Annotated in this window: 16 protein-coding genes and 1 pseudogene; 8 read left to right on the forward strand and 9 right to left on the reverse strand. The window is 32.0% G+C overall.

All coding sequences use genetic code 11. The annotated features are described in order from the left end of the window. Nucleotides 1-187 precede the first annotated feature (187 nt). Complete coding sequence (locus tag MUA21_RS08440) at nucleotides 188-1,480, forward strand: aminotransferase class I/II-fold pyridoxal phosphate-dependent enzyme (protein ID WP_262561068.1); 1,293 nt, start codon at nucleotides 188-190, stop codon at nucleotides 1,478-1,480. A gap of 369 nt (nucleotides 1,481-1,849) precedes the next feature. Here MUA21_RS08440 and MUA21_RS08445 read toward each other — a convergent pair whose 3' ends face one another. The 3 genes from MUA21_RS08445 to groES all read right to left on the reverse strand — a co-directional run bounded on the left by MUA21_RS08445 (nucleotide 1,850) and on the right by groES (nucleotide 4,679). Further along, on the reverse strand, nucleotides 1,850-2,317 hold the full coding sequence (locus tag MUA21_RS08445; protein WP_064209736.1) for a bacillithiol transferase BstA: 468 nt from the start codon (nucleotides 2,315-2,317) through the stop codon (nucleotides 1,850-1,852). A gap of 403 nt (nucleotides 2,318-2,720) precedes the next feature. Then, nucleotides 2,721-4,343, reverse strand: a complete 1,623-nt coding sequence (gene groL / locus MUA21_RS08450; RefSeq protein ID WP_046207998.1) for a chaperonin GroEL — start codon at nucleotides 4,341-4,343, stop codon at nucleotides 2,721-2,723. A gap of 51 nt (nucleotides 4,344-4,394) precedes the next feature. Continuing rightward, complete coding sequence (gene groES, locus MUA21_RS08455; protein WP_019469562.1) at nucleotides 4,395-4,679, reverse strand: co-chaperone GroES; 285 nt, start codon at nucleotides 4,677-4,679, stop codon at nucleotides 4,395-4,397. A 175-nt stretch (nucleotides 4,680-4,854) separates the two neighbouring features. On the opposite strand from groES, the gene mroQ reads away from it, so the two are divergent. Beyond that, complete coding sequence (gene mroQ / locus MUA21_RS08460) at nucleotides 4,855-5,598, forward strand: intramembrane glutamic endopeptidase MroQ (RefSeq protein WP_262561069.1); 744 nt, start codon at nucleotides 4,855-4,857, stop codon at nucleotides 5,596-5,598. Between the two features lie 94 nt (nucleotides 5,599-5,692). Here the strand turns inward: mroQ and MUA21_RS08465 are convergent, their stop codons facing one another. Next, nucleotides 5,693-7,876 (reverse strand): SdrH family protein, encoded by a 2,184-nt coding sequence (locus tag MUA21_RS08465; RefSeq protein WP_262561070.1) that lies wholly within the window; start codon nucleotides 7,874-7,876, stop codon nucleotides 5,693-5,695. 193 nt (nucleotides 7,877-8,069) lie between these two features. Between MUA21_RS08465 and MUA21_RS08470 the strand changes: the two genes are divergently transcribed. The 6 genes from MUA21_RS08470 to agrA all read left to right on the forward strand — a co-directional run bounded on the left by MUA21_RS08470 (nucleotide 8,070) and on the right by agrA (nucleotide 13,211). After that, nucleotides 8,070-8,699: a nitroreductase family protein gene (locus tag MUA21_RS08470; protein WP_046208001.1), complete on the forward strand. Its 630-nt coding sequence runs from the start codon at nucleotides 8,070-8,072 to the stop codon at nucleotides 8,697-8,699. Between the two features lie 229 nt (nucleotides 8,700-8,928). After that, nucleotides 8,929-9,714: a carbon-nitrogen family hydrolase gene (locus tag MUA21_RS08475; RefSeq protein WP_073345982.1), complete on the forward strand. Its 786-nt coding sequence runs from the start codon at nucleotides 8,929-8,931 to the stop codon at nucleotides 9,712-9,714. A gap of 735 nt (nucleotides 9,715-10,449) precedes the next feature. After that, entirely contained in the window at nucleotides 10,450-11,019 is a 570-nt protein-coding gene (locus MUA21_RS08480) for an accessory gene regulator AgrB (protein WP_262561072.1), read from the forward strand. Nucleotides 11,020-11,021: 2 nt separating this feature from the next. Next, nucleotides 11,022-11,159 (forward strand): cyclic lactone autoinducer peptide AgrD, encoded by a 138-nt coding sequence (gene agrD, locus MUA21_RS08485; protein WP_107525789.1) that lies wholly within the window; start codon nucleotides 11,022-11,024, stop codon nucleotides 11,157-11,159. Nucleotides 11,160-11,186: 27 nt separating this feature from the next. After that, nucleotides 11,187-12,482, forward strand: coding sequence for a quorum-sensing sensor histidine kinase AgrC (gene agrC / locus MUA21_RS08490; RefSeq protein WP_107525790.1), 1,296 nt, complete (start codon nucleotides 11,187-11,189; stop codon nucleotides 12,480-12,482). Between the two features lie 12 nt (nucleotides 12,483-12,494). Continuing rightward, nucleotides 12,495-13,211 (forward strand): quorum-sensing response regulator AgrA, encoded by a 717-nt coding sequence (gene agrA / locus MUA21_RS08495; protein WP_046208006.1) that lies wholly within the window; start codon nucleotides 12,495-12,497, stop codon nucleotides 13,209-13,211. Nucleotides 13,212-13,379: 168 nt separating this feature from the next. On the opposite strand, the gene MUA21_RS08500 is transcribed toward agrA, so the two are convergent. The 5 genes and pseudogenes from MUA21_RS08500 to MUA21_RS08520 form a co-directional block, all read right to left on the reverse strand. Next, the gene (locus MUA21_RS08500) at nucleotides 13,380-14,345 is read right to left on the reverse strand and encodes a carbohydrate kinase family protein (RefSeq protein ID WP_262561075.1); all 966 of its coding nucleotides are present in this window, start codon (nucleotides 14,343-14,345) and stop codon (nucleotides 13,380-13,382) included. Further along, nucleotides 14,346-15,827, reverse strand: a complete 1,482-nt coding sequence (locus MUA21_RS08505; protein ID WP_107525792.1) for a sucrose-6-phosphate hydrolase — start codon at nucleotides 15,825-15,827, stop codon at nucleotides 14,346-14,348. It abuts the gene before it with no gap. Nucleotides 15,828-16,639: 812 nt separating this feature from the next. Next, nucleotides 16,640-16,864, reverse strand: a complete 225-nt coding sequence (locus MUA21_RS08510; protein ID WP_019469551.1) for a sulfurtransferase TusA family protein — start codon at nucleotides 16,862-16,864, stop codon at nucleotides 16,640-16,642. Nucleotides 16,865-16,890: 26 nt separating this feature from the next. Beyond that, a pseudogene (locus MUA21_RS08515) lies at nucleotides 16,891-17,975 on the reverse strand (YeeE/YedE family protein). Between the two features lie 185 nt (nucleotides 17,976-18,160). After that, the gene (locus tag MUA21_RS08520) at nucleotides 18,161-18,802 is read right to left on the reverse strand and encodes a redox-sensing transcriptional repressor Rex (RefSeq protein WP_107383585.1); all 642 of its coding nucleotides are present in this window, start codon (nucleotides 18,800-18,802) and stop codon (nucleotides 18,161-18,163) included. Between the last annotated feature and the right edge of the window lie 105 nt (nucleotides 18,803-18,907).

Consider the following 18,907-nt stretch of genomic DNA (forward strand, 5'->3'; position numbering starts at 1 on the left):
CACAAAAAAAGTACCATGTAGGATTTTGATGGCCTATCTATATTCTAACACAAAACAGAACACTTGTTCGTATAAAATGACCTTGAATTTATTTTTTTCTTATAAAATGTTTGCAACGCTTTAATTTTGACTGATTTCAAGATAATATAGTTATATCATTTAAAAAGTAAAGAGAGGTTAACAAACTATGAATCCTTTAGCTTTAGATTTAAACGAACAACTATCTAAATCCAATCCAGAAATTGCAGATATGCTTTCTGATTTAGGCAAATTAATGTATTATCCAAAAGGCATTTTATCACAATCTGCAGAAGCAAAAGCTACTAAGTATAATGCCACAATTGGTATGGCAACATATAAAGATAGTAAAATGTATGCTGAAACGTTAAATGATATGTTCAATCATTTAGAACCAAATGACATCTTTCCGTACGCACCTCCTCAAGGTTTAGAAGCACTTCGCGATTTATGGCAACAAAAAATGTTGAAAGACAATCCTGATTTAACTGCAAATCACATGACAAGACCTATTGTTACGAATGCATTGACACACGGTCTATCTATTGTGGGAGATATGTTTGTTGATAGCGGAGACACAATTTTACTACCATCACATAATTGGGGTAACTATAAATTAGTATATAGTACAAGACATAGTGCTGAAATTGAAACATATGATATCTTCGATGAGCATGGACATTTTACCACTGAACAACTTGTTCATACTTTAGAACAATATAACAAAGATAAAGTTATTTTAATCCTAAATTATCCTAATAACCCAACTGGCTATACGCCTACTAAAGATGAAGTAGCCGTTATTGTCGATGCTATCAAATCACTTGCAGAGCGTGGCACTAATGTTATTGCATTAATAGACGACGCTTACTATGGTTTATTCTATGAAGATGTTTACACGCAATCTCTATTTACTGCATTAACAAATTTACATTTGCCTAATTTATTACCTATCCGCTTAGATGGAGCTACTAAAGAATTCTTTGCATGGGGGTTACGTGTTGGATTTATTAGTTTTGGTGTGAACGATCCTATTACAAAACAAGTCTTAGAAGCCAAAGTAAAAGGGTTAATTAGAAGTAATATTTCTAGTGGACCAATGCCTTCTCAAAGTGCAGTTAAATATGTACTTGAAAACCATGATCAATTTGACAAAGAGATTCAAAAGAATATAGTTACATTAAATGCAAGATACCAAACTACAAAATCTGTTGTTTATGACGAAAAATATTCAACATATTGGCAACCCTATGATTTTAACTCTGGATACTTTATGGCGCTTAAAGTTAAAAATGTTAATCCAGAACAGTTACGTAAGCATTTAATCGAAAATTATTCTATCGGGGTAATTGCATTAAATGGTTCTGACATTAGAATTGCTTTTAGTTGTGTAGAAAAAGATGATATCCCTCATGTCTTTGATTCAATAGCTAAAGCCATTTCTGATTTACAAAATGTATAAAAAAGTCACTGGGACATAAAGTTCTTGGCCAAGTAAAAAAGGGCAATTTCTATTGAAATCATATAGAAATTGCCCTTCTCAATATTGTGTTAATTATAGTTAGCTCATTGAGCTACTACCTGGTTTGATATAGAGCCTTGTTTTTTAAAGTTTTTTAATGTGGAATTACATGTGAATGAGTTGTATTCTAGCGAGACGCTTGGGGGAACAGTATAAGCTGAAGATCACAGGATGAAGCTGCCCCCCTAAGAAAGCGAGTCAACAATACGAAATACTGAAGAATAAAGAAGCACGCAGATGGATTAAATTATATCATTAAATCATCTGTGTGCTATTTTTCTAGGATTTATATATCAGTATCTCTTTAATTTATTGTTGTTGTTTTAAAACACGAGACATTTCTTCAATTTTACCAGCATGTAAAGGAATATGAATGGCATTTAATACCAACAATTCGTCTAACGTATTACAACCTGCAATGGTTTCAGTTAATTCTGCTTGTAGTTCTTCATCTGAAATTTTTTGAGCACGCTCTGGTAAGGTTTGTAAATCGTTCAAGATTTCATCTATTTTTGGTACTGTTTCATCTCCCCAATTTTCTGGTGAGGATCCATAACCAAATAAACGTGTGTATTTCTCTACATCTACTGTATTTTTATCATATAAAGATAATGCAGATTCAAATATAGTTAAAACATGACCATATTGCCAATGTATTGTATTTGGGAATAAATCAATTTTATCGTCCAATACTTGATCATTACTCCAATTATCATAACCTGAAATTAAATAATTAACACCCATATCAATAACATCATATACTGATTTCTTTGTCATAATTTAATCCCCTCCACTCTTCAAATATCGTGCAACTTAAATATAATGTGGCTATAAAAACGTACATCCACTCTCTACCCTTTTATTTAATACTTATTCACATAAGTAAAATTATTATAAACAATGTATATTTTAATTATTAATATCTAATCCATCGATTCAAAATTTAGATATAATTTATAATCAAAAAGCATACACTGACACCTTTGTATTATCACTAGTAAATCTCCAGTTTAATAACACGTTTGTTTTGCTTTAACTTATACTATGATATATGAAAAAGACGTTTCTCAAAAAATTTGTTTAAATGAGAAACGTCCATGAGTATCTTCTATAAAGTTTGTTTTTAATTTTTATATTATTTCGTCATATCAACCAACTAAACATGGATGTGATAAATATTTTACATCATGCCTGGCATGCCACCCATACCTGGTTGTGGTTCATTGTTATTTTCTTCAGGAATATTAGCAACAACTGCTTCTGTTGTTAAGAACATAGCTGCAACACTTGCTGCGTGTTGAAGTGATGATCGTGTTACTTTAGTTGGATCTACAATACCAGCTTCAAGCATATTCACCCATTCATTAGTAGCAGCATTAAAGCCAACGCCTACTTCTGAATTTTTAAGTCTTTCAACTATAATTGAGCCTTCTAAGCCAGCATTTTCTGCTATCTGACGTACAGGTGCTTCTAGAGCTTTTAAGACGATATTAACCCCTGTAGCTACGTCGCCTTCAGCTTCAATTTTTGATACTTCATCAAAAATGTTCATAAATGCTGTACCACCGCCTGCTACAATTCCTTCTTCAACGGCAGCTCTTGTAGAGTTTAAAGCATCTTCAATACGTAATTTACGCTCTTTTAACTCTGTTTCACTTGCTGCACCAACTTTAATTACTGCAACACCGCCTGCTAATTTCGCTAAGCGTTCCTGTAATTTTTCTCTATCAAAATCAGAATCAGTTTCATCAATTTGTGCTTTGATTTGACTTACTCTTGCATCGATATTGTTTTGATCACCATCACCATCGACAACTGTAGTATTGTCTTTAGTAATTTCAGCTTTATTAGCAGTACCAAGCATATCAATTGTTGCATCTTTAAGTTCTAAGCCTAAATCGTCAGTAATCACTTGTGCACCTGTTAAAATTGCTAAATCTTCTAACATTGCTTTGCGACGATCACCAAATCCAGGCGCTTTTACTGCAACTGCTGTAAACGTGCCACGCATACGGTTTAATACTATATTTGTTAATGCATCGCCTTCAACATCGTCAGCTACTATTAAAATTGGACGATTAGCTTGAACTACTTGTTCCAATAACGGTAAAATATCTTGGAAAGATGAAATCTTTTTATCTGTAATTAAAATATATGGTCTTTCTAACTCTGCAACCATTTTATCTGAATCTGTGACCATATATGGAGATTGATAACCTCTGTCGAATTGCATACCTTCTACAACTTCTAATTCGGTATTAAAGCCACTTGATTCTTCAATTGTAATCACACCATCATTTCCAACTTTTTCCATTGCTTCAGAAATATATTTACCAATTTCTTCATCAGCTGCTGAAATAGAACCAACTTGTGCTATTTCATTTTTATTATCTACATTTTGTGAAATTTCATGTAAAGCTTCAATCGCTACTTCTACAGCTTTGTCAATACCTTGACGTAGTCCAACTGGGTTAGCACCGCTTGTAACATTTTTCAAACCTTCTTGAATCATTGCTTGTGCTAATACAGTAGCTGTAGTTGTACCGTCTCCAGCAATTTCATTTGTCTTGTTCGCTACTTCTTGTACTAATTTAGCACCCATATTTTCATAAGGATCTTCTAATTCAATTTCTTTTGCAATTGTTACACCGTCATTAGTAATTAATGGTGAAGTGTATTCTTTATCTAATACAACATTACGTCCTTTAGGACCAATTGTAACTTTGACAGCATTTGCTAATTTATCTACACCTCTTAGCATAGATTGACGTGCATCTTCAGAGAACTTTAAATCTTTAGCCATATTTCTTAACCTCCATGTTGTTAGTATATTTTATCGTAGTTATAATTTTTATTATTCAATAATTGCTAAAATATCATCTTCGTTTAGAATTAAATATGTTTCGTCCCCACGTTTAACTTCTGTGCCAGCGTATTGTTGAAAAACAACGTTATCGCCTTCATTCACTTCAGGAGCAACTCGAGAACCATCTTTTAAAATACGTCCTGCACCTACTGCAATTATCGTACCTTCATTTGACTTCTCTTTAGCGCTATCTGTTAATACAATACCACTTTTTGTTGTTTGCTCTTGTTCTATTTTTTGAATAATTACTCGGTTACCTAATGGTTTTAACATTGATTGTTCCTCCTTAGAATTGGAAATCTTTAGCACTTTATTACCTTGAGTGCTAATCTATTTTCTATAATAATCAAAGTTGGTCAATATTTCAAGTTAAAACCATCGTTGTATATTTTGTGTATGAACATAATTTACGCTAAAATAAGATATAAACTATTTTTGGAGGTTCATTATGTCTCGTTTGTGGGTATCCATATTGACATTAGTTATTTATGGTCTAGCACAATATGGTGTTTTATTTTTACATATGGCTGGTTTTTTCAGCAATTTAAGTGGTAAATCGTTAATGTTTACCAATATTTATACACAAGTGATTTTATTTATAATTGCATCCATCATTATCATTATAATCAATAATTTCATTGCTAATCCAACACAATTAGAACAACAAACAAAAGAGAAGAAACGCTACGCAATACTATGGGCACTCGTTGGATATGTTAGTGTTATGGTTTATCAAATCATTGCTAATTTAATTAATATGTTTGTATTAGGTGGACCGCAATCAAGTCCAAATACAGAAAGGTTAATGAAAGTCGCTCAAGATATACCTGTCTTCATTATTTTAATTTCAATTGTAGGCCCAATTCTTGAAGAATATGTGTTTAGAAAAGTTATCTTTGGTGAGTTATATCAACTTATGAAAGGTAATAAGACCCTAAAATTCATTGTAGCTTCGGTAGTAAGTTCTATTATATTTAGTGCTGCACACGGTGACCCAGCTTTCTTCATCATTTACTTTGGTATGGGAATGATTTTTTCAGGATTATATGCATTTACTAAGCGCATATGGGTTCCTATTGCTGTACATATGATGCAAAATGGTTTTGTAGTAATTATTCAAGTTTTAATTGGACCAGAAAAAATAAAAGAGTTACAAGAAACTACTTCATTTATTTTTAATCTTATTGTTTAACTAACATTTTATTATAAAATAAGAAAATAGTTACATTCTCAAAATAAAGGGTTAATCCATCTTATGAAATGGATTAACCCTTTTTATATTTTAGTTATTCATTATTTTTGTTTTTACGATGAACAAAGTAACCAACTACGACACCTACAAAGATAATAAAAATAGCTGTTATTAAAGCAAATAATATACGTTCAAATTTTATATCAATAGTATTTTTTGAATCTTTTTCTGCAGTTTCAGTCATTTCTTCATCGCCACTAGAGTGATACTCATATTTACCTGTAGCACTTTCCGTTTTGGGATTTTTCAAATCTGGCATAGAACCAATTTCACCTGTAATCAAAGCTAAAACTTGATTATCTAAATTTTTATAATAATCCTGCGATTTTAATGGGTTAAAATACTGAAATTTAAAATAATTCGTTCCTTTCTGTAACTCATTTAAAAAAGCATTATCATCAAATCGTTGTGGTCTTAATATGGATAAAATTTCTCTATTAGAAATTTTTTCTTCACCATTGTTTAATTGTTTTACTTGGTTTACAACAAAAGGATTATATTTAAATGAACCGGTAGACATTTGGTTAAATCTATTTAAAATTTGACGGTCACTTTTTGTATGCGTCGACGCTTGATTTGTATCTTCTTTAACTGCTAAATCTCCATAATTAAAATCACTTTGATATTTATTTGATTGTGCATTTTCACTTGACCCTTTTAAGTTCGGACGCGCAGAATATGATGGTTTGATTAGTTTTGTTGGTTGATACGCATCTCCATTACCACTCTCATGATTTCCATTACTTGGTGTATTGGGATAATGAGAGTTTGACGGTGGTGTCAAATTAGGTCGGTCAGGCTTTGTCGGTGTTCCTGTACCTCCATTTGAACCGGTTGTATTTCCATCGTTGGGTTTATCTGGTTTTGGCGATGAACCTCCATCTTCATTTGGTCGGTCAGGCTTTGTCGGTGTTCCTGTACCTCCATTTGAACCGGATGTATTTCCATCATTGGGTTTGTCTAGTTTTGGTGATGAACCTCCACCTTCATTTGGTCGGTCAGGCTTTGTCGGTGTTCCTGTACCTCCATTTGAACCGGATGTATTTCCATCACTGGGTTTGTCTGGTTTTGGCGATGAACCTCCACCTTCATTTGGTCGGTCAGGCTTTGTCGATGTTCCTGTACCTCCATTTGAACCGGATGTATTTCCATCACTAGGTTTGTCTGGTTTTGGCGATGAACCTCCACCTTCATTTGGTCGGTCAGGCTTTGTCGATGTTCCTGTACCTCCATTTGAACCGGATGTATTTCCATCACTAGGTTTGTCTGGTTTTGGCGATGAACCTCCACCTTCATTTGTATCAGGCGTGTCTCCTTCACTTGGTTCATCTGGTTTTAAAGATGTATCTTCATCTTTATCAGGTTGGTCAGGTTTTGATGTTTCTCCTGTATCACCGTCTTCATTTGTATCAGACGTGTCCCCTTCGCTTGGTTCATCTGGTTTTGAAGGTGATTCTTCATCTTTATTGGGTTTGTCTGGTTTTGATGTTTCTCCTGTATCACCGTCTCCATTTGTATCAGAAGTGTCTCCTTCGCTTGGTTCATCTGGTTTTGAAGATGTATCTTCATCTTTATCAGGTTGGTCAGGTTTTGATGTTTCTCCTGTATCACCGTCTTCATTTGTATCAGAAGTGTCTCCTTCGCTTGGTTCATCTGGTTTTGAAGGTGATTCTTCATCTTTATTCGGTTGGTCAGGTTTTGATGTTTCTCCTGTATCACCGTCTTCATTTGTATCAGAAGTGTCTCCTTCGCTTGGTTCATCTGGTTTTGAAGATGTATCTTCATCTTTATCAGGTTGGTCAGATTTTGCCGTCTCTTCTGTACCACCCTCTTCATTTGTATCAGATATGTCTCCTTCACTTGGATTGTCGGGTTGAATGTGTGTATCACTTCCATCATTGTTAGAAGCATTATCATTCAATGAATCATAGTTTTCATCTGATTTTAAATTATCATCTGTCAATTCATTTTTTATTATATTATTATTTTCAACGTTAGAGACAGAATTTTCTTTATCGTCTACGTTATAAAGGTTGGAAATTGAAGGTGCAAAATATGAACGTCTCAATTCATCAGTTTCAGCAAATTTATTCTTTGTGCCAGTCGATGTGTTATTATTTTGATCTTCAACAGCTTGAATTGGTTTAGATATTAAAGAGGCACTTATTGCAAAAGCGAAGCCAGAGATTAATACTTTATTCATTTTATACCCTTTCATTTTCTCACCTCCATATTAGTAATCCTTGCATTCATTATAATTATATTAGAAAGCTCACTTTTTTTCATTAAATAGATGGTTATTGAAAGGAAAAAGTAATAAATCTGAAATTTTTTGTAAAAACCCTATTTACAAACTCAGGTATAATTATTATACTAGATATATATTTTGAATTAATAAAGGAGCTACTATAATGGGAATTTTCTCTAAAAAATCAAAAGATTTAGATGCATTTCAAAATGCAATCGAAACAAGACGTACAATTTATAGTTTAGATAAAGAAATTTCAATTTCTGATAAAGAAGTTGAAAATATAATTGAACATGCAGTTAAACATGTACCATCTTCATTTAACTCTCAATCTACACGTATTGTTTTATTGTTAAATGATAACCATGATAAATTTTGGGAAATTACAAAAGAAGCACTGAAAAATACAATGGGACCTGATCGTGATTTCCAACCGACTGCTGATAAAATTGATAATTTTAAACATTCATATGGAACAATTTTATATTTTGAAGACGAAGAAGTCATCGAAGGCTTACAAAATCAAATGCCTAATTACGCAGAAAATTTTGCAATTTGGTCTAATCAGACAAACGCAATGCATCAATTCGCTATTTGGACAGCACTAAGCACTGAAGGTATTGGGGCTTCATTACAGCATTATAACCCACTTGTAGATGTAGCTGTTTCTGAAGCTTTTGATATTCCAAAAACATGGAAACTGATGGCACAAATGCCTTTCGGTAATATTCGTGAAGCAGCTAATGAAAAAGAATTTAATGATATAAGCAAACGATTCCTTATAAAAAAATAAAAGATTAAATATATGGAATGACATGTTATTATACATTCACCATCAAAAACGTGGACAAAAATGCATTCCTTTTCTATCAATGTTAGTATGATTGCCAAAATATGAGGCTTAGACTTCTGTGTCTTCGCCTCTTTTTTTCATATCTAGATATAATACAATTTATCATATTTTGAATTTTCTAAATATATTTAGTATATTTAGTCTAATACTAATTTAAGGGGTGAAATTGATGAATATAGAAATCTTTCAACTTAAAATTGAACCAGCAAATGTTTCTTTTAATGAAGCAACCATTAAAAATTGGTTCTCTAATTATGTGACGACTGACACAGATGTTGTTGTATTGCCAGAAATGTGGAACAACGGATATGCCTTACCCCAATTGAACAAACTAGCAGATCAACAATTATCACGAAGTTTTGAGTTCATTTCAAAATTAGCTATTCAGTATCAAGTAGATATTGTAGCAGGCTCTGTATCTAATATCATGAAAGAAAGTGTATATAACACTGCCTTTGCAGTATCTAAGCAAGGCTATTTAATCAATAGTTACGATAAGGTACATCTTGTACCAATGTTAGATGAACCACTCTTTATGAGTCCAGGCAATGCTGTTCCTGAACCATTTACACTTTCTAACGGAGTAAAAATTGCTCAAATTATTTGTTATGACTTGCGTTTCCCTGAGATACTACGTTATCCAGCACGTAAAGGTGCAGAAATCGCATTTTATGTAGCACAGTGGCCAAGTGTTAGATTAGACCATTGGATAGCATTATTAAAAGCACGTGCGATAGAAAATGATATGTTTGTCGTCGGTTGTAATACCTGTGGTGACGATGGTAAAACTGAGTATGCTGGTAACTCAATAATTATTAATCCAAATGGTGAAATTATAGATCAACTCAATGATAAAGAAGGAAGATTAAATTGTTCGTTAAATTTAGATGAGGTTTCTAAACAACGTGAAGCAATACCTGTATTTAAAAATTTGAGACCTCATCTTTATAAATAAACATAAAAAACCGTGAGCTTGGGAGGGACTCACGGTTTTTTGTAACTTATTATTAAGGGAATGTTTTATACAGTTATTTCTCTATCTATTTTTGGGGATGTTATTAATTATGAAAAAAATTAGTGAATTTACCGATTAAAATGATAAATTGAATGATGTTTCCGATAGCTTACATGTTTAAATTTTAAATTGTCTCTGTTATAGACAATGTTAAAATAGATTTGATTTGAGACTGGGAAAGGTCTACAAATACAAATTTAAGGGATTTGCTTAACGTATTAAGCGAGTTGTGTACTAATTTAGTACTATTTTACGAAACCACTAGCTATTACTGAAAAGGTTCTTGTCACAACATCAGCCTCCTCTTATCCGTATTCAAAGAAATGAAACCAACAACTAAACTTGTAACTCCAATAACTATACGAAGATACAGTCACAATTTAGTAAAGTCAATTAGACTCCTGCTCAAAAGCCTAATTAACAACATCATTTAAACGGTTAAGTCTAAATAATTTTATCACTTCTTTGTGATACAAGTATATTAAACCATGAATTTTTGAAATTGCGTTTAATAATTCCTAACTCGTTATATTTCATACTTATTTGTTAAGAATTATATGTTAAAATTAAAAAGATAAGAAATACAAACAGTTAGGAATACAAAACATACACTTAAGCAATGAGACGCCTAAAATATAATTAAAATTGTATAATACGGGTGAGGAGAGAATAGCCATGTTAAGGGGAATTGATAACAAAATTGAAAACTTAGCACGATATCTGCAACAAAGAAATAATCTTGATCATCTTGAATTCCTAAAACTCCGTTTAGGCATGCAAGTTTTTGTTAGCAATCTTGCGAAAACTATTGTAGTTTATGGCATTTCTATCCTTTGCCATATATTTTTATACACTCTAACTGTACACTTATCATATTACTTGATTAGACAATATGCACACGGTGCACATGCAAAGTCATCGCTTTCGTGCCATATTCAAAACATTGTCTTATTTGTTTTACTACCTTGGTTTATTGGGTATATAGAAGTGGACATTATCCTAATATATATGCTTGCTTTGTTAGGTTTTATCATTTTAGTTATTTATGCACCTTCAGCAACTAAAAAACAACCTATCCCTTTAAAACTTAGAAAAGGTAAAAAAATCAAAACAATTGTTGTAACTTTATTATTATTGTTTGTTTCACTAATCTTAAAGGAGCCGTATTCACAATTTGTGCTTTTAGGCATTACACTTATTGCGTTTGCCCAACTCCCAATATTTTTTCCAAAGGAGGATGTTTAAATATGCATATTTTTGAATCTATTATAAACTTATTCGTTAAATTCTTTAGTGTTTTAGGAGCAGTTTCAGGTGGTAAAGTTTGCAGTGCTTTTTTTGATGAGCCAGAAGTTCCAAAAGAAATAACAGATTTATACAAATAATCTATTCATTAGAAAGAGTGTATAAGTATGGTAGTTTTTAATTCGGTAGTACTAGCATCAATTCAAGCAGTACTATTATTTTTTAATATTAAGACTTTAACAAGTATCAAATATGGTTTTAGGGATTATATCGCAATGATTTGCATTATAATCCCTTCAACTGTTCTTTATTACTTTTTCAATGAAAAAGCGACCATTTTTTTATTAGTAGCTATCGTTATATTTATGTATAAAAGGAAACAAACCATTGGTGTCGTGGCAGCATTAATCAGTTTTTTCATCTTATATATGGCTAATTTTATTTCTATTTGGTTAGCTACTCAATTAATAGAAGTTATCACATTAAATTATATTTTCAGCTCATTCTATGCAGTGAGTTTTATCATAATTGCAATAAGTTTAGGATACATAATAAAATATTTTTTCATAAAAATGTCAACTTCATTTTTATCATTAAATAAAATATATCTTTCAATTGTATGTTTATTTTTACTCACAGTTTTACTGTTAATTTATTTTTATTTGCCAAATTCAATTTTGTCTTTTTCAGATATTAAATTTGTAGTAATCATGTATGCTGTGGTTATCATTACTACGGCTATTTTAATCATTACTATTTCCTTCAGCATTATACGTCAAATCCAATATAAACGTAATATTAAAGAAATAGAAAATTATTATAAATATACGTTACAAATTGAAAAGATTAATAATGAGATGCGTAAGTTTCGACATGATTATGTTAATATCCTTTCAACATTATCTGATTATATTCGAGAAAATGATATGGAAGGTTTACGCAAGTATTTCAATGAAGAAATCATACCTATGCAAGATAATATGCAAATGAAAACACTTAAAATTAATGGTATTGAAAATTTAAAAGTCCGTGAAATTAAAGGTTTAATCACAACTAAAATATTACAAGCTCAAGAAAAAAATATAAGATTAAGTATTGAAGTTCCAGAGCCAATTGAAAAAATTGATATGCCCATTATCAATTTGAGTAGAATTATTGGTATTTTATTAGATAATGCTATAGAAGCTTCAGAAAAAATAGAGGATGATCCTCTAATTCGCATTGCTTTTATCAAAAATGAAGACGATTCAGTTATGTTTATCATCATGAACAAATGTAAGCCTGATATGCCTAGAGTACATACTTTATTCCAAGAAAATTATTCAACAAAAGGAAAAAATCGTGGTTTAGGATTATCTAACTTAAAAGAAATAACCGATGCAACTTCCAATGTTTTATTAGATACAACTATAGACAATAACTACTTTATTCAAAAAGTAGAAATATTAAATTCTAATTCATAAGGATGTGTAAATATGAAAATATTCATTTGTGAAGATGATGTAAGACAACGTGAAAATATAGTTTCTATTATCAATAATTACATCATGATAGAAGAAAAACCAATGGAAATTGAAGTAGCTACGTCAGATCCTTATGAGGTATTGGAACGTGCAAAGGAACTTAAAGATATTGGTTGTTATTTTCTTGATATACAATTAGAGGCCGATATTAACGGTATTAAATTAGCAAGTGAGATTAGAAAATATGATCCTGTGAGCAATATCATATTTGTCACAAGTCATAGTGAGCTCACTTATTTAACCTTTGTATATAAAGTTGCTGCTATGGATTTCATCTTCAAAGATGATCCTGACGAATTAAAATCCAGAGTGATCGATTGCCTCGAAACTTCAGAAACTCGATTGAAATTACTTTCAAAAGAAAGCACGGTTGAAACAATCGAACTTAAACGCGGCAGCAATTCTATTTATGTACAATACGATGATGTCATGTTCTTTGAATCATCTTCGAATTCGCATCGTTTGATTGCTCACTTGGACAATAGGCAAATTGAATTTTATGGTAATTTAAAAGAAATTGATAATTTAGACGAGCGTTTTTTCAGATGTCATAATAGTTTTGTTGTCAATAGACACAATATTGAATCCATTGATTCTAAGTCACGTATTGTTTATTTCAAAAATAATGAACACTGCTATGCTTCTGTACGTAATGTTAAAAAAATTTAATACATAAACTAAAAGGCTGAGACTACAAAAATGTCTCAGCCTTTTAACATCACTCTTCAATTTATTGTGTGAAACTCATATATGCGTTCAGCTTAAATCAACCTTCAACACCCATTCAACCTTAATCACCTTAACTTGAGAGAATTATTGAAGTCCTTCCCTTTCTTTTTAATAATCAAGTAACACTTGAACTTCATCTAAAGTAGGTATACTCTCAATAGCGCCATATTTTGTAGTAACTTTTGCAGCAACGATGTTACTAAATTGAAGCATAGTTCCACCTTCTCGTTTTAATGCTTCTATCGGATTGATAATATCAGATGCTGCTAATCTATTAATTAATGCACCTATAAAAGCATCACCGGCACCAGTCGTATCTATTGCTTTCACTTTATAACCACCATGACTAAGCACGGTACCATCTTTGAAATGAATTTCAGCACCTTCTTTACCCTTAGTGTATATAACAGCTTCTACACTACCTTGGAATAACCAAGCGATTGCTTCTTTTTCATCTTTTTTTCCAGTGACGAATGACAATTCTTCGTCTGAAATTTTAAGTATATGTGCTGATGGCAAGAATTCACGAATTGCATTTTTACATTCCGCTTCACTTGGCCATAATGGCAACCGTACGTTAGGATCAAATATAATCGTACCATTTGCTGATTTCACTTTATTTATTAACGATTTATGCGCTTGTTTCATTGGACTATCTACGAGATCAACAGAACAAAAATGTAACATATCATTTTCTGTTACAGTTATTGCATCTATATTGCTAGGTTGATATAACATATCTGCTGATGGTTTACGATAAAATGAAAAATCTCGTTCTCCTTCTTTGGTTAAACTTACAAATGCTAAAGTTGTGTTCGCTTCATCTGTTCGTCGGATATAGTTTGTAGACACACCAATATTACTTATTGTTTCTACAATTAAATCACCAAAAGCATCGTTTCCTAACTGAGTGATCATAGCTGCTTGACCACCTAATTTTGTGGTTGTACAAGCAACGTTACAAGGTGCGCCGCCTACTTGTCTTGTAAACCCTTCTACGTCTTTTAATTTTGAGTCTTTTTGATTAGGAATAAAATCGATAAGTGCTTCGCCGATTGCAAGTAAACGTTTCATTTATTGTCCACCCTTTATATCATATTTTGTGAAATTGAGAAAGGCTTGCCCAGATTCAGTAGAAGCTTTAAATCCTATCGCATCATCATCTGTAAAAATTCTTGAAGTCATTACACGCTCACCATCATTACAAAATAATTCAATGCTAGATGTATCAACGAACATTTGTAATTGTGATAAAGGTGTATCCAAATAAGTGCTACGTGTTTTACCTTCTACTGGTTCTGGTAATGCGCCACTTTCACTACGATCTAATGTAATTTTTTTATTTTTTGTATTATAAGCGATGCGCAAAGATTGTGATTTTGAGGCTCTTATTTCAAAATATATTTCAGTAGCTTCGTTTTCCAAGATATCAATAATCAATTCAAATTGTTTACCTTCATATGGTTTTAAGAATCGCGTAAATTTATTAGCGTAACCTAATGCTGTTTCTTTATTCGTTCTTAATTGTTGAAGTGCTTTAATAGGACGTTGTTTTAAATTGCCTTGTTCAATTGTCAAAATACGCGGAATTGTTAAACAATGCGCCCAACCATCTGAATCTGTAGGATAGGTCACTTCTGGTAAACCCATCCAACCAATGAGTATTCTGTCGCCAAATTCATCTGTAAAAGTTTGAGGCGCATAAAAATCAAAACCATAATCTAATTCATGAAAATCACCATGATCCATAACAAGGTGATCTATGTCGTATTGCCCCATAATATAACCAGATTGGTAAATATTCCTAAATTTTTCACCCTCCGATTCAATACCTTGTGGACAAAATAACAGTAAATCGAAGCCATCTAAATTAAAATAATCTGGGCATTCCCACATAAAACCAAACGCCTCAAGCTTTGTTTTTATTTCTCCTTGAAATGTCCAGTTCACAATGTCTGTTGATTGGTATTGAAGTATTCTTCCATATCCTTCTTCATTTTGTGCAGCAATGACTGCATAGTAAATTCCATCTTTAACAAACACTTTAGGATCTCTAAAATGTTGTGTATATCCTGACGGCGGTGCTGCTATTACTGCTTTTGGAAATTTTTGAACCTCGCCATTATCGAGTACTTTAGCTATATGTTGTGTCGACTTTCTATTCCAATTTTCATCTCTATGATTTCCTGTATACATATAATACAAGTTATTGTGATATGTAAATGCGCTGCCGCTATAAACACCATGACTATCATTTTTTGTATCTGGTTTTAGTGAAATCCCTTGATCTTCAAAATTTATTAAATCTTTACTTTTATATGTATACCAATATTTCAAACCATGGACTGCTCCTAAAGGAAACCACTGGTGTGAGATGTAGTATTCTCCTTTATAATAAATTAGACCGTTAGGATCATTTAAGAGTCCTGTTTTAGGCTGTATATGAAATAATTGTCTATATTTAGATTGATTCACAAGCTCAGTTAATTCATCCATTACTTCTTGATCAATATCTTCGTAACGCTGATAACGTTCATCTCTTGTCCATTCACTCACTTTATTTCCTCCTATTATTTACTACTACTTTACGGATATTGTCCATCTCAATTCAACTCAGCATAACATTTATGCATCATTTGTTTTTATTTCATTCCTATTTAATTAGATTTGTCTTTTTATCGATTCAAAGCGCTATGGCTTCTCTTCTTCAATATCATTACACCTTGTATGATGTTTAATCAATATATGATTCCTATGACTAAGACCACATCAGATCAACAATGCTTAACATAAGTTCTGTTTCATCAACATTCATCCCTATAAATAGTTTCTAACTTAATATTAATATTAGTATAGCTTTATTAAATGCCTTAATTTAACTTTTCGCACATTATTTTGACATCATAAATGTTCATATAGACTGTAATTGAAATGATATTCTATCATCTGACAGACAATTCGCTTTGATATGTAAATCATTTTTACTATCTCTTCCAATCAATCTACTTGGCACTGTAAACATCCTCTATTTTATCATATTGTAATCCCTTTAAATACTATTAAAATCAAAGTCAACTTGCTTTATAAACACTTTTAACAATTGACAACTTTATGAATAACACTTTCAAAAAATCATCAATATACTTTGTTAGTTTTAAGAAAATTTATAAATAGTTCAACTCGGACTAACCTCGTTTAACCTTACAACGCGTGTAACTAAATGAGAAATTTTTATAGAACTAAATAAAGTCCGAAACATAAAATATGTCTCGGACTTTTTTTCTGTAGTCAGCCTTTAACGAAGTGAAATCACTTCATATAGCATTGTGTTTTATCTTATTCAGATATTCAAATTTAGTTTTATATCACTAAGCTTTCTGAACAGTGATTGTCCAAGAAGCATCATCAAGTTGTTCATAATTAGTAACTGGGTAACCTTCTTCAGCTGCCCAATTTGGAATTGCTTCAGTTGCTTGGGTACAATCAAAATCAATTTTTAATTCGTCCCCGTTCTCTAAAGTAGTCATTTTCTTCTGTGCTTCAATCAAAGGAAAAGGACAAACCATACCTACTGTACCTAATTCATATACCATAATGAAATCCTCCTAAAAATTAAAATTTACGTCGTCTGTGTTTGTGTAGAAACTTTTTGCGTTGTAGATTTTTGAGCTTTTTTCATTGGTTTGATAAATATGAAGTAACTCATAAACCAAGCACCTAATATCATTGATGCAAGCGCGATCCAACCTTTCCAAGACATTGTAGCTGTTTCAACTAAACCATTTCCGATAGAGCAACCGCCTGCTACTGATGCACCAAATCCCATACATACGCCACCAATAACACTATTGCGGATTGTTTTTTTATCTGGTAATCTCCACTTAAATTCTCTAGCACCTTTTGCTGCAATATAAGAACCAGCAAAGATACCTAAAACAAGAAAGACACCCCAATCTAATAGTTGGACATCACCAGTTACAAAGAATTGAACAATGTTTGCAGATGGTGTTGTAATGCCTAAACCGTACATTCTACCAGTAGATTCACTCACTGGCCAAGCCAATAATGCAATGAGTCCAACTGCAATAGCTGCAACAAATGGATGGTATTTTTTTCAAATAAATAATAGCGAATTCCTGTAAATTTTTGTTTTAACTTTGGTACGGCAATTTTGGGTTTTGGTTTGCGTAGTGTTTTTACAACAAATATGAGCGTTATCATTGTTAATAAAGTGACCCAAATCCATGTCGGAATACCTGTAGTTTGAGCCATACTTGTATTTACATTAGTAGGTTTATTGATACCGTCCATTAAAGGTAATAATAAACCAAATTTAGTAGCAGCTGATGTAAATGCATATGCAATAAGTGCTATCCAACTACCAATTAATCCTTCTCCTGCTCTATACCATGTGCCAGTTGCACAACCGCCTGCTAATATAATGCCAATACCAAAAATAAATGAGCCAATAACCGTACCTATGATTGGATATGTGGACTCTGGTATTTGCACTAATCCTGTTGAAGTTAAAACGAGTAGTCCGATACTTTGAACGGATATTGCTATTAATAAGGCATAAAACATTTTATTACTTTTTTGGATATACATATCCCTAAATCCACCAGCAAGACAAAACCGTGTACGTTGCATGACAAACCCCAAAAGTCCGCCTACGATTAAGCCACTGATTACTAACCACGTCATAACATTACCTCTTTTCCGATGAAATTAATATGAATTATCATATTAGATTTACAGTGAAATTTCAACCTTTCTGTTTTAAGTCTTATGAAAAGAAGTGCTATGAAAACTTGCTAGTAAAAAAACTTTGCATAGACAACTAAACATCAAAAATGTTTGCATCTATACAAAGTTAATATTAAAAATTATTATTTATTACTGTAATTTTTCATAAAGAAAAGTAAAGATTGTAGTTCAATCCCTAAATCAATATGATGAACTTGAACATCTGATGGCGTATAAACACGTGTTGGTGTAAAATTTAAAATCCCTTTAATGCCAGCTTCAACTAATGTATCTGCAACTTGTTGTGCTGCATTTTCAGGCGTTGTTAATATCACGACATCAATTTGCTCTTGCTTTAAGACATCGGTAATTTTCGAAAATGGGCTTACAACCACATTGCCTATTTGTGTTCCTATCACATCATCTCGTATATCGAACGCCTCTGTAATAGTCATTTCATCATGAATAGAAAAATTATATGTTAGTAATGCTTTACCTAGGTTCCCTACACCTACGATGGCTATTTTAATTTCATCATTTTCACTTATTTCATTTTTAAAAAAATGTAACAAGCTATCAATATTATAACCATACCCTTTTTTGCCTAATTCACCAAAATAAGAAAAATCACGACGAATTGTTGCAGAATCAATGTTCAAACCTTCACTAATTGTTTTAGAATTAACTCTGTCTATCCCTTTAGATTTCAAAGTATTGACGAATCTATAATATAACGGTAACCGTTTTAACGTGGCACGAGGAATCTTTTCGCTTTGGTTAGCCAAGATCTTGTCCTCCTATACTATAATGTCTAATTAATCTTATAATTACTACAACATTATACATTAATACATTATAAAAATAAACACTGGTAGTTTTAACAACACGCA

It is taken from the genome of Staphylococcus ureilyticus (assembly GCF_025558845.1).
Lineage (GTDB): Bacteria > Bacillota > Bacilli > Staphylococcales > Staphylococcaceae > Staphylococcus > Staphylococcus ureilyticus.

Excerpts from the sequence above, each read along its gene's own strand:
- MUA21_RS08475 (WP_073345982.1), top strand. The coding sequence starts at position 8,929 with ATGAATATAGAAATCTTTCAACTTAAAATTGAACCAGCAAATGTTTCT.
- MUA21_RS08465 (WP_262561070.1), bottom strand. The coding sequence starts at position 7,876 with ATGAAAGGGTATAAAATGAATAAAGTATTAATCTCTGGCTTCGCTTTT.
- MUA21_RS08440 (WP_262561068.1), top strand. The coding sequence starts at position 188 with ATGAATCCTTTAGCTTTAGATTTAAACGAACAACTATCTAAATCCAAT.
- MUA21_RS08445 (WP_064209736.1), bottom strand. The coding sequence starts at position 2,317 with ATGACAAAGAAATCAGTATATGATGTTATTGATATGGGTGTTAATTAT.
- agrD (WP_107525789.1), top strand. The coding sequence starts at position 11,022 with ATGCATATTTTTGAATCTATTATAAACTTATTCGTTAAATTCTTTAGT.
- MUA21_RS08470 (WP_046208001.1), top strand. The coding sequence starts at position 8,070 with ATGGGAATTTTCTCTAAAAAATCAAAAGATTTAGATGCATTTCAAAAT.
- MUA21_RS08500 (WP_262561075.1), bottom strand. The coding sequence starts at position 14,345 with ATGAAACGTTTACTTGCAATCGGCGAAGCACTTATCGATTTTATTCCT.
- groL (WP_046207998.1), bottom strand. The coding sequence starts at position 4,343 with ATGGCTAAAGATTTAAAGTTCTCTGAAGATGCACGTCAATCTATGCTA.
- MUA21_RS08510 (WP_019469551.1), bottom strand. The coding sequence starts at position 16,864 with ATGGTATATGAATTAGGTACAGTAGGTATGGTTTGTCCTTTTCCTTTG.
- agrA (WP_046208006.1), top strand. The coding sequence starts at position 12,495 with ATGAAAATATTCATTTGTGAAGATGATGTAAGACAACGTGAAAATATA.
- groES (WP_019469562.1), bottom strand. The coding sequence starts at position 4,679 with ATGTTAAAACCATTAGGTAACCGAGTAATTATTCAAAAAATAGAACAA.
- mroQ (WP_262561069.1), top strand. The coding sequence starts at position 4,855 with ATGTCTCGTTTGTGGGTATCCATATTGACATTAGTTATTTATGGTCTA.
- MUA21_RS08480 (WP_262561072.1), top strand. The coding sequence starts at position 10,450 with ATGTTAAGGGGAATTGATAACAAAATTGAAAACTTAGCACGATATCTG.
- agrC (WP_107525790.1), top strand. The coding sequence starts at position 11,187 with ATGGTAGTTTTTAATTCGGTAGTACTAGCATCAATTCAAGCAGTACTA.